15 protein-coding genes are annotated in these 12,572 nt (G+C 58.3%); 9 read left to right on the forward strand and 6 right to left on the reverse strand.

Translation table 11 applies throughout. The features are described from left to right. Positions 1 to 17 precede the first annotated feature (17 nt). The 3 genes from KT71_RS03085 (at position 18) to KT71_RS03095 (ending at position 3,324) form a co-directional block, all read left to right on the forward strand. Entirely contained in the window at positions 18 to 2,213 is a 2,196-nt protein-coding gene (locus KT71_RS03085) for a PQQ-dependent dehydrogenase, methanol/ethanol family (protein WP_008292933.1), read from the forward strand. A gap of 245 nt (positions 2,214 to 2,458) precedes the next feature. After that, entirely contained in the window at positions 2,459 to 2,821 is a 363-nt protein-coding gene (locus tag KT71_RS03090) for a DUF3192 domain-containing protein (protein ID WP_008292932.1), read from the forward strand. 53 nt (positions 2,822 to 2,874) lie between these two features. Continuing rightward, positions 2,875 to 3,324: a DUF3237 domain-containing protein gene (locus KT71_RS03095; protein ID WP_008292931.1), complete on the forward strand. Its 450-nt coding sequence runs from the start codon at positions 2,875 to 2,877 to the stop codon at positions 3,322 to 3,324. An 8-nt stretch (positions 3,325 to 3,332) separates the two neighbouring features. Here the strand turns inward: KT71_RS03095 and KT71_RS03100 are convergent, their stop codons facing one another. From KT71_RS03100 to KT71_RS03110, 3 genes are all read right to left on the reverse strand, one after another. Next, the gene (locus KT71_RS03100) at positions 3,333 to 4,385 is read right to left on the reverse strand and encodes a BtrH N-terminal domain-containing protein (protein ID WP_008292930.1); all 1,053 of its coding nucleotides are present in this window, start codon (positions 4,383 to 4,385) and stop codon (positions 3,333 to 3,335) included. Between the two features lie 84 nt (positions 4,386 to 4,469). After that, the gene (locus KT71_RS03105) at positions 4,470 to 4,859 is read right to left on the reverse strand and encodes a DoxX family protein (protein WP_008292929.1); all 390 of its coding nucleotides are present in this window, start codon (positions 4,857 to 4,859) and stop codon (positions 4,470 to 4,472) included. Between the two features lie 18 nt (positions 4,860 to 4,877). Next, positions 4,878 to 5,090 (reverse strand): RNA-binding S4 domain-containing protein, encoded by a 213-nt coding sequence (locus tag KT71_RS03110; protein ID WP_008292928.1) that lies wholly within the window; start codon positions 5,088 to 5,090, stop codon positions 4,878 to 4,880. 150 nt (positions 5,091 to 5,240) lie between these two features. On the opposite strand from KT71_RS03110, the gene KT71_RS19590 reads away from it, so the two are divergent. The 3 genes from KT71_RS19590 (at position 5,241) to KT71_RS03125 (ending at position 8,303) form a co-directional block, all read left to right on the forward strand. Beyond that, positions 5,241 to 7,517, forward strand: a complete 2,277-nt coding sequence (locus KT71_RS19590) for a membrane protein (RefSeq protein ID WP_008292926.1) — start codon at positions 5,241 to 5,243, stop codon at positions 7,515 to 7,517. An 84-nt stretch (positions 7,518 to 7,601) separates the two neighbouring features. Beyond that, the gene (locus tag KT71_RS03120) at positions 7,602 to 7,820 is read left to right on the forward strand and encodes a hypothetical protein (RefSeq protein ID WP_008292925.1); all 219 of its coding nucleotides are present in this window, start codon (positions 7,602 to 7,604) and stop codon (positions 7,818 to 7,820) included. Positions 7,821 to 7,868: 48 nt separating this feature from the next. Beyond that, entirely contained in the window at positions 7,869 to 8,303 is a 435-nt protein-coding gene (locus tag KT71_RS03125) for a hypothetical protein (RefSeq protein WP_008292923.1), read from the forward strand. Between the two features lie 78 nt (positions 8,304 to 8,381). Here KT71_RS03125 and KT71_RS03130 read toward each other — a convergent pair whose 3' ends face one another. Continuing rightward, positions 8,382 to 9,287 (reverse strand): hypothetical protein, encoded by a 906-nt coding sequence (locus tag KT71_RS03130; protein WP_008292922.1) that lies wholly within the window; start codon positions 9,285 to 9,287, stop codon positions 8,382 to 8,384. Positions 9,288 to 9,515: 228 nt separating this feature from the next. Here KT71_RS03130 and KT71_RS03135 point away from each other — a divergent pair, with 228 nt between their 5' ends. Continuing rightward, positions 9,516 to 9,878, forward strand: a complete 363-nt coding sequence (locus tag KT71_RS03135) for a rhodanese-like domain-containing protein (protein ID WP_023659884.1) — start codon at positions 9,516 to 9,518, stop codon at positions 9,876 to 9,878. A 20-nt stretch (positions 9,879 to 9,898) separates the two neighbouring features. On the opposite strand, the gene KT71_RS19595 is transcribed toward KT71_RS03135, so the two are convergent. Then, complete coding sequence (locus KT71_RS19595; protein ID WP_008292920.1) at positions 9,899 to 10,933, reverse strand: metallophosphoesterase family protein; 1,035 nt, start codon at positions 10,931 to 10,933, stop codon at positions 9,899 to 9,901. 241 nt (positions 10,934 to 11,174) lie between these two features. Between KT71_RS19595 and KT71_RS03145 the strand changes: the two genes are divergently transcribed. Together KT71_RS03145 and KT71_RS03150 are read left to right on the forward strand one after the other, a co-directional pair. Then, positions 11,175 to 11,603 carry a nuclear transport factor 2 family protein gene (locus KT71_RS03145; protein ID WP_008292919.1) on the forward strand — a complete coding sequence of 143 codons (429 nt, stop codon included), beginning with the start codon at positions 11,175 to 11,177 and terminating at the stop codon, positions 11,601 to 11,603. Next, positions 11,600 to 12,199: a DUF998 domain-containing protein gene (locus tag KT71_RS03150; RefSeq protein ID WP_008292918.1), complete on the forward strand. Its 600-nt coding sequence runs from the start codon at positions 11,600 to 11,602 to the stop codon at positions 12,197 to 12,199. Before KT71_RS03145 ends, KT71_RS03150 begins: the two co-directional genes overlap by 4 nt. A 52-nt stretch (positions 12,200 to 12,251) precedes the next feature. Here the strand turns inward: KT71_RS03150 and KT71_RS03155 are convergent, their stop codons facing one another. Further along, entirely contained in the window at positions 12,252 to 12,521 is a 270-nt protein-coding gene (locus KT71_RS03155) for a hypothetical protein (protein ID WP_008292917.1), read from the reverse strand. Positions 12,522 to 12,572 lie beyond the last annotated feature (51 nt).

Raw genomic sequence — 12,572 nt, forward strand, 5'->3', positions numbered from 1 at the left:
AAGCATGGTCGATAATAATGAATCTTTCCCCCGCGTTTTTTGGTAAAGCTCTGGTCTCCGCTGCAGTGTCTGCAGCGTGCTTGCTCAGCGTTGCCTGCAGTAGTGATCAACAGGACGTGCAGGTGGTTCAGGTCGCCGAGGAAACCGCAGCACCGGCGACGGGTGCGGTAACCGCCGAGCGCATTATCGCGGCGGACGCGGCGCCCGGTGAATGGCTTACCCACGGCAGAACCTATGGCGAGCAGCGTTTTAGCCCCCTCGATGCCATCAACGAAAACAACGTAGAGGAACTGGGTCTTGCCTGGTACGCGGATCTGCCGACGGATAGGGGTATAGAGACCACACCTCTGATGGCGGATGGCAAGCTCTTTGTCACCGCCTCCTGGGGACATGTGCTGGCCTATGACGCCAAAACCGGTGAAGAACTTTGGCACCACGACCCGAAGGTGCCCAAAGACTACGGCGTCCACGCCTGCTGTGACGTTGTGAATCGAGGTGCCGCGTTGTGGGGCAATAATGTATATGCCGCGAGTCTCGATGGACGTTTGTTTGCTCTGGATCGCGATAGCGGCGAGCTGGTCTGGGAAGTGGATACGCGCATCAACACCACGGATTCCTACACGATTACCGGCGCGCCTCGCATCGTGAACGGAAAAGTCGTCATTGGTAATGGCGGCGCCGAAATGTCCGTACGCGGCTACGTGACCGCCTACGATGCGGTGACCGGTGAGCAGGCCTGGCGTTTTTACACCGTGCCCGGCAATCCGGCGGATGGCTTTGAGGACGAAACCCAGGAGCGCATCGCCAAGACCTGGACCGGTAAGTGGTGGGAAAACGGCAAAGGCGGCGGTACCGCCTGGGATGCGTTCGCCTTCGACCCCGAGCTGAATCTTCTGTACATCGGCGTCGGTAATGGCGCGAGCTGGAACCAGAAAATCCGCAGCCCCGACGGTGGTGACAATCTGTTTATATCTTCTATCGTTGCTGTGGATGCCGATACGGGCGAGTACGCCTGGCATTACCAGACGACCCCCGGCGATAACTGGGACTACACGGCCACGCAACATATGATCCTTGCAGAGCTGCCCATTGATGGTGAAAAGCGCAAGGTGCTGATGCAGGCACCCAAGAATGGTTTCTTCTATGTCCTTGATCGTGAAGATGGCGAGCTGCTTTCGGCAGAAAAATACATGCCGGTCACCTGGGCCACTCATGTGGATATGGAAACGGGCCGTCCCGTTGAGGCGCCCGGTATGCGTGACGGGACCGCCGACACCCTGGTGTCACCGGGGCCCTCGGGTGCCCACAACTGGCATCCCATGACCTACAGCCCCGACACGGGTCTGGTCTACATCCCCGCAAAGTCCCACGCGTCTATCTACGCAGATGATTTTCACACCCTCGAGCGTGACGCGGTGTGGCACATCAACTTTAATGCCGGTCTCATGGTGGGTATGCCCGATGAGGTGCCTGCGGATGCCCGGGCGGCGGTCGGTAAAGAGGCCCTGGCGGCGGAACTCATTGCCTGGGACCCCATAAAAGGTGAGAAAGTCTGGACCATACCCCGGGGCTTTTACTCAGGCTCCGGTCTCCTGTCTACGCACGGTAACCTGCTGTTTCAGGGAGATCTTACGGGCACTTTCAGCGCCTTCGCCGCTGACTCGGGAGAAGAGCTCTGGAGTTACCCGGTGCAGGGCGGTGTCATGGCGTCACCCATCACCTACACCATTGATGGCGAGCAGTACGTCGCGGTGGCTCAGGGATGGGGCGGCGAGACCGGCCTGCCCTTCGGCTCTGTGAGTGGCCCTCAGAACATGATCAACATCAGCCGTTTAATGGTATTTAAGCTTGGGGCTTCGGGAGAACTCCCGAAGATCCCCGTGATGGAGCAGCAGCTGAACGCCGAGGGCATCGAGCTTGCCAGCAGCGAGTACGTCGAGAGTGGACGAGAGCTGTTTAATCTCTACTGCGCCGTATGCCACGGCGGGAATGCGATCAGCGCGGGTTTGATTCCGGACCTTCGTTATCGCATCAAAGACGTGGAGCCCGCGTGGCAGGCTATCGTTCTGGAAGGTGCTTTGGCTGCCAACGGCATGCCAGCCTGGAAAGAGTATCTGACCGCGGATGAAGCGGATCTCATTAAGGAATACGTCAAGCATGAGGCGGTTCTGGGGGCCAAGCGAGGCGAGCGCCGTTTGGTGCGGGCGCCCTGAGGACCGAAACGAGCGGCCTGAGACCCAGCAATTGGTAGTGCGCGCGCAGCTCGATCACTGATAAATCCTCTGTAATAGAGACACTACACAGGGGGATGCGGCGAGCTGAGCAATGAGCGCGACGGATCGCATCCTCCAGCGATTGAACTCCCCGGGCATTCATCGAATGATGGACTCATAGCCGGCTGCAGTGCAGAGAACCCTCGCAGCCGCGCCCGTCAGATACCATTTACCGAGGAAAAACCGTGAAAACTCTGTCCCGAATCTGTGCCATTACCCTGCTGTCCTTTGCTGCCAGCGGCTGTGTTTTTATTGACGGCAAATATGTTGACCACAATGATTGGCGTGACGATCAGCGCGACAATCGCGCCATGATCAGCAAGCTGGAAATCGGTGCGTCCCGCGATGGGGTGGTTGACAGCCTGGGCACTCCGGCGGACTCCGAGGCCTTCACCCACGATGGTGAGGAAGTGCGGGTGCTGTTCTACCGCACGCAGCGCAAGCATTCCGATGGTGAGACTACCCGCGACGAAACCACGCCCCTGGTGTTTAAGAACGACCAGCTCATAGGCTGGGGCGAGAGTGTCTATAGCGACTATCGCTTCTAAGCCTGCTAGGGTTCGGCCTCGATAACGCTTAAAGAAGCACGAGGCCAGGCTCCATGGAATTAATCCACGAATTTACGATCCGCGCAAAACTTCAGGAACCCAATCCTGTCGGTGCCGGTCCCATCGGGACCCGCATGCATTACGCCATCGCCGAGGGAGTCGTTGAGGGTGAGCGCTTAAGGGGCGAGATACTGTGCGGCGGCGAATGGGCGCTCATCGACGCGGCGGGTTGCCTGAGAGTCGACGTTCGCTTGCAGGTGAAGACCCATGACGACGCCCATATCTACGTGCAGTACACGGGCTTGCTGGGTTTAAACGAGACCGTGCAGAACGCGCTGGCAAAGGGTCTGGGCACGGAGTTCGGTGACCAGGACTTTTACACGAATCCGCGCCTCGAAACCGGCGATGATCGCTATGCCTGGGTCAACTCAACATTTTTTATCGGCGAGGGACGCTTACTCCCCGAAGCGGGTGTTGAGTACCGCGTGTGGCGGCCCGCCTGATTGTTTGCCTAGACGCTTTTCAACACCCTATCGCCCAGGCGCCCGAAAAGGGAGCTCTCCAGATCGTAGATTGTCTCCAATGCGCTCTGAGCCTGCTTCCAGGCTGATGTATCTCCCGGCGCGGCGGCAATGTGCTGCAGTGTCGGTGACAGCGCGTTCCACTCCCGCGCTGCGTCCTCTGCAAGCGCTACCAGGGTGGCGTCGACAAGGTCCGGTCGCTGCATAGCGGCCCAGCGCATAAACGCGGCGTAATGATCGCGGAAAAACCCGCCGCCGGTGCCGAACTTTACGATGGCGTTGTCCAGATACTGTAGGTGCGCCTCCGGATCCTGAAGCGATGCCCAGGCCGGGAATATCGTCACCAGTGTTTGAAGCCCCTCGAGTCCGACGGACAGCTTGCCCTCACTATTGCCGCGGAGTGCTGCCATGAGGTCGCGCTGGCTGGTGTCGAGGTTGAGCATGCGTTCCGCGGTTTTGCGAAGGGCAATCCCACAGGCCTCGGGCAGACTGTGACGCACATCGCCAGAGTGGAATTTTCCCCAGGTGTTGTAGGTGGAGAGACCGCCCGGCGGGTTACGACTCAGGCGCACGCCCTCCGTGGAGCAGGTCTGGGTCGCTTCGTCCGTACGGTCGGCGACATAGACCTCGTCTCGCTCATCATCAAAACCCAGCAATACATAGCGGTGGCCGGGAAAGTGCACTTTGAACTTGCGGTAGTCCAGGTAGTAGATGTCGCCGGAGAGCATGGTGGGGCGCCCGGCGATGACTTCCTGGCGAACATCCTCCCAGGCCTGATCATTGTCGGGATTGGCGGTTTCCCGATAGTCGATCCCCAGGGCATCCGTAACATCGGTCTCGAAGGAGGAGCCCCGGCCAAAACACATGTAGGGCGGGTCCGCATGGGCATAATCAAAGTACACGGCGTCCAGTCCCGAGCCAAGGCCGAATACGACGCCTTCGTCGAGCGCCAAACCGGTGTAGTGGTAGATGAGATTGCGCATGGAGCCGCTGCCACAGTGACCGGCGGTGAGGTTTCGATAGTTCTCAATAAGTACCCGCATCAAGGCCTCTCCATTTGCCCTTTTTGCCCTTTTTGCCCTTTTTGCCCTTTTTGCCCTTTTTGCCCGGGGTCCGGGATCATGCGTCTAGGCTTCTTTCTGAGGCGTCACGCCGGCGACATACAGCAGCCCCGCCATGATGGCCATGTTCTTGATGAAGTTCTGCATCTCATGGGCTCGCTGCAGGCCTTCTTCCATGGCCCAAAAGTTGTGCATGTAGAGGCTGATCACCAATGTAAGTCCTGCCAGAACAAAAGCCATGATCTGGGTACGCCACCCCGCAACAAGGCTGGCGCCACAGCCGAGCTGCAATACGATGGTCAGCACCAGCAGCGGTTGCACCAGGGGCACGTTGTGCTCCGTCATGTACTGCACCATGCCCGAGAAACCCGTGATTTTGGTAATCCCCGGTATGATGAAATACAGTCCGAGAAGGGCCCGTCCTGATAGCAGGAGCGTTCGTTGCACTACATCCATGGAAGTGTTCATGTGTCCCTAAACCAGCTGGAGTTGATGGGTTTCGGCGCGGAACTCGATGACATCGCCGTTATGCATTTTGCGCCCCTTGCGCGTTTCCACCTCACCATTCACCGATACCTGTCCGTCACCGATAAGTAACTTGGCTTCGCCGCCCGTAGCCACCAGTCCCTCGAACTTGAGGATCTTGTACAACTCTACGGGTTCGCGGGTAATTTCGATGATGCGCATGGCAGTCCTGAGATGGTGAAAGAATCTTTGCCAGAGTGTACCCATCACCGACGGGGAAGACACGGTATTCTCCCGGGGCAGCCGTTGAGTATGTCTGGTGGCGCGACGGGCCTTTTGCTAAGTTAGGCTCAGAATCTATCGAGCGACCCCATGAGTTTATTCAGCGAGTTACATCGCAGGAACGTAGTCCGTGTTGGCGTCGCCTACGCCGTTGTGGCCTGGTTGATTCTGCAGGTGGCCGATGTGGTCATGGAGAACATCGGCGCCCCCGCCTGGGTCATGCAGGCGCTCTTGTTTCTTTTAATCCTCGGTTTGTTGCCGGCGCTGATTTTTGCCTGGGTTTTTGAGCTCACCCCCGACGGAATCAAGCGCGAGTCAGAGATCGAAGAAGGGGTCTCTGTCGTGCACCAAACCCGTCGCAAGCTCGACACCCTCATCATTGCCACCCTGGCCGTGGCGGTGGTCTATCTCTTTTGGGAGGGTCGACTGAGAGATCCGTCGTCCGATACACCCGCGGTCGCTCAGGAAACGTCCTCGATTCCGACAAAAGCGCAAATTGCGGCGCAAACAGGTATGGATGCCCTGCGCCAGCAGCTTGACGCCGATGCGGCAGCCAAAGCATCACCTGCGTCCTCGGACGAAACGTCCATTGCGGTACTTCCCTTTGTAAACTTGTCTTCGGATCCCGAGCAGGAGTATTTCTCCGATGGGATTTCGGAAGAGCTCCTCAATGTTCTTGCCCAGATTCCCGCGCTCCGCGTTGCCGCGCGAACCTCCTCGTTTCAGTTTAAGGGTGACAACCGGGATATCAGTGAGATTGCGGCCTTGCTCAAGGTTGGCCATGTTCTCGAAGGCTCTGTGCGCAAGGCCGGCACTCGCCTGCGAATCACTGCGCAGCTCATAGAGGCCGAGGGCGGGTATCACCTGTGGTCCGAGACCTACGATCGCGAGCTTGAGGACATCTTTGCGATTCAGGATGAGATCTCCGCCGCCATTGCCGATGCGCTGCGGGCCGAGCTGGCCCTGGATGAGGCGATGAAGCCCGGCGCCAGTCGCGTGGCCGCCAACACCCCCGCCTACGAGGCGTTCTTGAAGGGTCGTGCGCTGATCAACCAGCGCGGTCAGCAAGCCATCAGCGAAGGGGTAGAGCAGCTGGAGCGATCGGTGCGCCTGGATCCTGGCTACGCGCCGGCGCGCGCCCAACTGGCCATCGGCATTGCCCTGCTGGCTAACTCATCCGGCACCTACGGCGATCTCAGCGTAGAGGAAGTTAATGAACGTGCCGGCGAGCAGATAGCAGCAGCGGAGGCTCTGGACAATGATTTTGCGGAGCTCTGGGCGGCGCGGGCGATGCTTTCGAGGATTAACTTCGACAATCGGGGCTACCTGGAAAACAGCGAGCGGGCCCTTGCCATCCGGCCTAACTATTCCGATGCATTAAACTGGCGTGTCAACGGTCTTAACAGCCTGGGCATGTGGGCGGAAGCCTCCGAGGCTCGAGAGGCTTTGTTGCAACTCGATCCCTTAAGCGTGGTGGGGCGCCTGAACGCCGTAGGTTTTATTGCCGGTGAGGGACAGCCGGAGCGGGCCATGGCCATTGCGCGATCCATCGCACCCCAGTCCCAATGGGCCAGCCACGTGGCACAGGCGAGGGTGTATCGTGCGGAGCAGCGTGATGACCGACAGCTGGAACAACTGCTCCTTGCCTACGCTCTTGATGCCAGTGACTTGTTGGTAAATTTTCTAATGTCTGATCTGTTGGTGGACAGCGGTCTGATTGATGAGGCCTTGCGCATCGACCGCACCGTGCGCCCCTGGGTGTTGTTGGACGCTAATCGCTTTGAGGAGGCGGAGGAGGCGCTTCGCGAGGCCTTGCGGGCCGATGCCGATTCCCTGGAGATTGTTACGAGTCTGGCCGCCAGCATCTATTTTCAGGGTCGCTATGGCGAGGCGGTCGAGCTTTGGCAGCGGGCCCTCGTGCCCTCGAAGTTTGGCGAGGCGGTGTACGCAAATGGCGGCTTGGAGAACACCGCGAGATTGGTTCATGCGCTTCAGCAAATGGGTGAAGATGATCAGGCGGCCAAGCAGTTGGAGGTGCTTCGTGCGTTCAGAGCAAGCTTCGGCGAAGAGAGCGTGCAAGCCCGCTATTGGTTTCTTGGTGAGGCAAATATGGCCCTGCTTGCGGGCGACCGAGACGCTGCACTCAAGGCCCTGCAGCGAGCGGATGAAGAGGGCCTCGCGGATGTGGATGCCCTGAATGAGCCCATACTGAACACGATCCGCGATGAACCGGTTTTCGAAATCGTTCGCCAGAACGTCGCTTCTCGCGCGGTGGAGAACCGCGAAAAAGTAGTGACCCTCATTTGCGAGAACAACCCGGTGCCCGACCACTGGCGACCCCTGGAGTCCAGCTGCACGAATGGTTGAGCGGCTCCTTCGCAGGGTGATTCCTCAGCGGTGCTGTCACCGTGCAGCCATTAAGTCCTTATTCAGTACCTTTGGGAGAAGACCATGCGGGATGCGCTTTTAGCGGTGACTTTTCTGGCGGGTGTTGCCCTTTGCAACATCACCTACGCCCAAGCAATCAATGGCGAGGAGGCCTGCGCGTCCCTGCAGCGGCCCAACATCGATTGTGCCTGTGTGGCCCAACGGATCGCAGCCTACAACGAGCTGTCACCTAACGCAGCGGCGGTGGCGGTCATTGATCAGGGGTATTTGTATGCACTCTGAAAAGAAAACAGCTACGAGGCCAGCCTGGAGCCTGCCTTCAAAGATCCCATGAGCGCCATGGGTATCATGATGGCTTACGAGTCCCTCGGTGGTCGCCCCGAGAACGTCACTGATTACGAAAAGGACTGTGTCATTGCCGGCGCGCCTAAACCCAGCTTGCAGCCCTCGGCGTCATTTCCTGCTCTGGAGCAATATATTGCCGGCTGTACCCGCGCCACGGGTGATGGGCGTTTCTGTGCCTGTGATGGAGGCCGAAAAGCGGCGCGTTTGGACGAGGCGGAGTTTGAGGCCTACTACCGCTCATTCTCAGATTACAGTGATGACGAGGCACGGACTCTGGATGAACTCGCAGCCATGCGGGGTAAGGCCATGGACATGTCCCCGGCGGATTTTCAGGCGCTGCAAAATAGTGCCCGAGCAAAGCTCGCAGATTTCAATGATCTGGATGCAAACTATTGCTCGGCGCTGTTATGGGCTGAGTAGTCGGCTGAGTCGCGGGCTGCATAGGTAGCCAAGGGCTGAGTAACAGCCCTCGGCCCCGGAAGCTAACAAGCTAACGATCTATCGACCGAATAGCTTGCCGAAGGCCTTATCCAGCGCGCTGTCGACCTTTTCGTCCGTTTCGGCATCTATCTCCTGCTCGGCACTATCGCCCAAACGGTCGCTTTGGCGATTAACCTTGTCACCGATGGCGCCCATAACGCTGCCAAAGAGGCCTTTCTTGGGTTCCTCGCCACTGCTGTCCGCCGTGCCGCTGGCGTCGGTGTCCGCGGGGGCTCCCTGCGACATGCTGCCCAACATGGCGCCTATCCCCTGGAGGTTGAGAGGCTCTGCGGGAAGCTCGAAGCGCGAGGGATCAATGCTGTCGCTGTTGATGTTCGTGACGGTCATTTCCTGACCGTAGCGTAAAAGTCCCGAATCGATATCCGTCAGGGCCTTCTGCATGGACGCAGTGCTGTCCGCTGTGCCCTCGGAGGTCAGCTTTGAAGCAACGCCGATCATTAAAAACATCCCGTCACGAAACTCCAGCGCACGGGGATCATCAGAAAGCACCAGTTCTTCCGTTTGCTCGTTGCCGTTTTCATCGATAAAGCTAAGCTCGTAAACCTCGCCCTTGATTCCCGCAACAACCTCGGTACGTCCGGTTTTGTCCAGGGACCCGATTTCTGAGTTGAACTGCGCCGGGACCGCCGTTGTCACGCCTGCCCCCATGCCCTTCATGGCTGAGCCGGCGTCAATCACGAGGGTGCGTCCATCCTGCTCCATGACCGTGTAGATGGAGCCGTCGCGGACCACCGCGTAGCCTTCCTGGCCGGGAATGCCGACGCGCAGATACTTGTCGGTGTATTCAAAGGTAGAGGAGGAGCCATCTTTGGCGGTGATGGTCGCCGAGCCGGCGGAGGCTTCCATAACCAGCAATGGAGAGACACTGAGAAGCAGGGAGAGAGAGATCGTATTGGCGTTCATAGGTAACCTCAGGATTCGGATGCTGTGTTATCAGCCACGGGATGAATCGTTAACCGGAATATTCGTTTTGCCGCGGCACTTTTTCAAAGCCTGACTGATGATACTTGCTGATTATGCAAACGAAAACCGTGGGGACCTGTTATTTCAACCCCTTGCTTCGGCCATTGTCTCCCTCAGGGGCAGGGTAACAAGGCATAATTACCTCACCATCTTAAAGGAGTATTCAGCGTGTATAAATTCATTGGAGCCGCTGTCATGGCCGTAATGCTTGTTGCCTGCGGCAAGGGGCAGGACGCAGAAAAGCTGGCGTTTGCGGCGGTCGAGCAGGGCGCCCTGCTGGTGGATGTGCGAACGGCAGAGGAGTTTGCGAGCGGTCATTTGCCTGGGGCAATCAACATTCCCCACGGGGAAATCGTTGAGGGGCTTGCCGCGCTCCAGACACCCAAATCTGCCAGGGTAGTACTGTATTGCCGCAGCGGGAATCGCTCAGGCATCGCGACAAAAAGTCTGACAGAGGCCGGATTCTCCAAGGCGATGAATGCCGGTGCTTACCCGGCGCTGAAGCCCGTCTGGGATGCGGCAGGATCCTGATCGGTGGAGCGAGCCTTGTCTTATTCGGCGGGGCAATCTTTGGGATCCAGGCAGAGACTTTCACCGTTGAGGGGTCGCTTGCCGGTTTTATCGAGAATGCCCGACATCTTTAAATTGGCGATATGTGCGCCGGCGTCGTCCACGGTTACCCAGACCACCTGATCCATGGAGAGGCCTGCATCGGGGAGGAATACGCCGCCCGTCGTGGCAAGGCGGATGTAGTCCCGACCCTGACGCGTCTCAAGCTGGTAATTGTGTCGATGGCCGTGAAAGACCGTGTAGGGTCGATCCTTCAGGGCGTCTTCGACGGACTGCCAACTCGCCATGTCATCGTTGGCCCAGGGGGCCTTGTGCATGAGCAAAAAGGTCCAGCGGACATCCTCGTGGTTGGCAATGGCATTGCGCATGTAATCAGCCTGCGCCGTGGATATCATCCCGGTTTCGTCCTCCGGTAGATTGGCATACTCGGTCTTCGCAAAAGCATCCCAGCCTGAGCTGTTGGCAACCTCGATGGCATCAAGGCGAAGCTGCGCGATCTCCTCAAGGCGTTCCAGGGAGTGGTCTTCTGTATCAAAGATCAGAAACAGTACATCGCGATAGCGCACATGGTAATAGCGGGGTCCGTTCCGCTCCTCCCAGGCCTCACGAAGCACCCCATCCAACAGATCGTGGTTCCCACCGGTGTAGAGCACGGGAGCGTCTGCTTTGCCTGCGCGCTCGTCAAAGGACTGCCACTGCCGGTCGATTTCCCCTCTGTTTTCGCTGCCTTCGATTAAATCCCCCACATTGACAATGAGCTCCGGGCGCAGGAGGTTCATCTGTGCGACGGCGACATTGAAAACGTCCTCACGTTCTCCACCGGTCAGGTCTGAGAACACCGCGAAGCGCAGGGTGTCGTCGTCGTAACTCGGGGTCGACTTTGTCCAGGGATAGGGGCCCGTGTTTATGGCGTGCTCAAAGGAGCCCCCGGGTTCTTTGACCGTGCTCCCACAGGCCGTCAGCAAAAGCACCATAATGATGACCGGTAATTTTTTAACAAGAGCAAAATTTTTCATCGTGACGCTCGCTAATGCGGTTTCCTGAACAGAATCTATCGGGGAAGCTTAGCGCCCCGGCGTTTTTGAGACCACTGCATTCCCCGGGGTTTCTGCACGCTCCCTTCTGGTGGCGAGCGACCGGGGCTTTTGCTACGGACATTGCCGGGCCCCACGTTTTACAATCAAACTTTTCCTCATAGAGCAGGAGCTATTCGTGCAAAAAGAGCAGAAAGCGAGAATCTCAACTCTTGGGAGGCCGTTGAAAGCGGTCCTGTCCACCCTGCTGACGGTGCTCGTCTTGATGTTCAGTAGCATCAGCTCTGCTGACGACATTGACGGGGTGCGCGCAGCCGTCTTCGATTACTTTGAGGGGATCAATGAGGTCAGCGAAGTTCGTTTGAAACGGGCTTTCGCCGATACCGCGGCACTGAAAAGCGTCGGCGAAAAGGGAGACCTCCGCGTGGAACCCATCTCGGCCGCCATCGGTCGTTGGCTGGCGGGGACCGCAAAGCAGCGACGGGGCAGCATTGTGTCCGTCGATCTGTCGGGCTATCCCATAGCGAGGGTTGTCTTTGATTTTGATGGCGCCTACACCGACTTTCTGACCCTCGCAAAGCTCAAGGGGCAATGGAAGATTATCGACAAGGTCTTTATCGCCACGCCGTCGTGCTGCGAGTCGGATCGATGATCAGCAGCTTTACTCTCCGACGTCTTGTGCTCACCGGTGTTCTGCTGATGTTCGGTGCACACCTGCTTGCCCTGCTACTCTCCGGGCAAAGCGCCATGAGTACGCCCATCAGTCAGCTGAGCAGAGCCTCGGGCAGCGGTGGTATACATACGGGCGGCTTGATTCTGCTGGCGTTGGTGCAGCTGGCGGTTGCAGTCTTGCTGTCCCGCACGGGGTGCCGGTCCCGTCTGTGGACGGCGGCGGTGTGGCTGACGGTTTTCAACGGTGCCTGCCTGCTGTTCATTGCCATGTATTTTTTACGGGCACCCGCGTCCCTGCTTTTTGGCCCCGATGCCAATGACCCCCTGGCGGTCCTGGCGAGCAGCGTCGGTGTGATAATGGGCTTGCTCCAAAAGGACCTGCGCCAAATCGCACCCCGCTGTGCACGTTACAACGCTGTGTTTTTTGTGCTGTGGTTGGCGCTGATTCCTGTCATACCGTTTATCGATGGCGCCTGGCTGGGTGCCTATGAACGGACTGTAGGCGCTATCTTGCTTGCGTGGCTGGCAATGCTGGCGCTCCTGTGTCCCGACGGCTCGAGCGCCACCAGAGCCTAGAGAGCTGCCTAAAGAGCTGCCTAAAGAGCCTCAGGAGCTTAGACCGCTATCCCTAGGAAACGGCCCATCCCATCAGCGCGACCGCAATAAATCCGCTGAAAAGGGGGCCGACAATGCGGCCGCGGCGAAGACCGCGTGCGGCGCCGATTAACAGGGCGATGCCAATGACCAGGGCTACCCAGTCAAACATGCCGTTGACACCGGCTCCCCTGCCGACGCCCGCAAAGAAATCACTCAGCGCCCCGGGAATACCTGATAGAAAACCACCTATCGCTTCGCCGCTTGACTGAGCAAGACCGCTATCTTGTGTTGCTTCGTCCATGGTGCTTTTATCATTTGGAAACCGTGGAACTATGGTAGCGTTGTTTGCATC

The sequence above is a fragment of the Congregibacter litoralis KT71 genome, from assembly GCF_000153125.2.
GTDB classification, from domain to species: Bacteria; Pseudomonadota; Gammaproteobacteria; order Pseudomonadales; family Halieaceae; genus Congregibacter; species Congregibacter litoralis.

Bases quoted from the DNA above. Each gene is read 5' to 3' on its own strand.
- KT71_RS19590 (WP_008292926.1), top strand. From the start codon at position 5,241: ATGAGTTTATTCAGCGAGTTACATCGCAGGAACGTAGTCCGTGTTGGC.
- KT71_RS03125 (WP_008292923.1), top strand. From the start codon at position 7,869: ATGAGCGCCATGGGTATCATGATGGCTTACGAGTCCCTCGGTGGTCGC.
- KT71_RS03120 (WP_008292925.1), top strand. From the start codon at position 7,602: ATGCGGGATGCGCTTTTAGCGGTGACTTTTCTGGCGGGTGTTGCCCTT.
- KT71_RS03095 (WP_008292931.1), top strand. From the start codon at position 2,875: ATGGAATTAATCCACGAATTTACGATCCGCGCAAAACTTCAGGAACCC.
- KT71_RS03105 (WP_008292929.1), bottom strand. From the start codon at position 4,859: ATGGATGTAGTGCAACGAACGCTCCTGCTATCAGGACGGGCCCTTCTC.
- KT71_RS03100 (WP_008292930.1), bottom strand. From the start codon at position 4,385: ATGCGGGTACTTATTGAGAACTATCGAAACCTCACCGCCGGTCACTGT.
- KT71_RS03110 (WP_008292928.1), bottom strand. From the start codon at position 5,090: ATGCGCATCATCGAAATTACCCGCGAACCCGTAGAGTTGTACAAGATC.
- KT71_RS19595 (WP_008292920.1), bottom strand. From the start codon at position 10,933: ATGAAAAATTTTGCTCTTGTTAAAAAATTACCGGTCATCATTATGGTG.
- KT71_RS03155 (WP_008292917.1), bottom strand. From the start codon at position 12,521: ATGGACGAAGCAACACAAGATAGCGGTCTTGCTCAGTCAAGCGGCGAA.
- KT71_RS03150 (WP_008292918.1), top strand. From the start codon at position 11,600: ATGATCAGCAGCTTTACTCTCCGACGTCTTGTGCTCACCGGTGTTCTG.
- KT71_RS03085 (WP_008292933.1), top strand. From the start codon at position 18: ATGAATCTTTCCCCCGCGTTTTTTGGTAAAGCTCTGGTCTCCGCTGCA.
- KT71_RS03130 (WP_008292922.1), bottom strand. From the start codon at position 9,287: ATGAACGCCAATACGATCTCTCTCTCCCTGCTTCTCAGTGTCTCTCCA.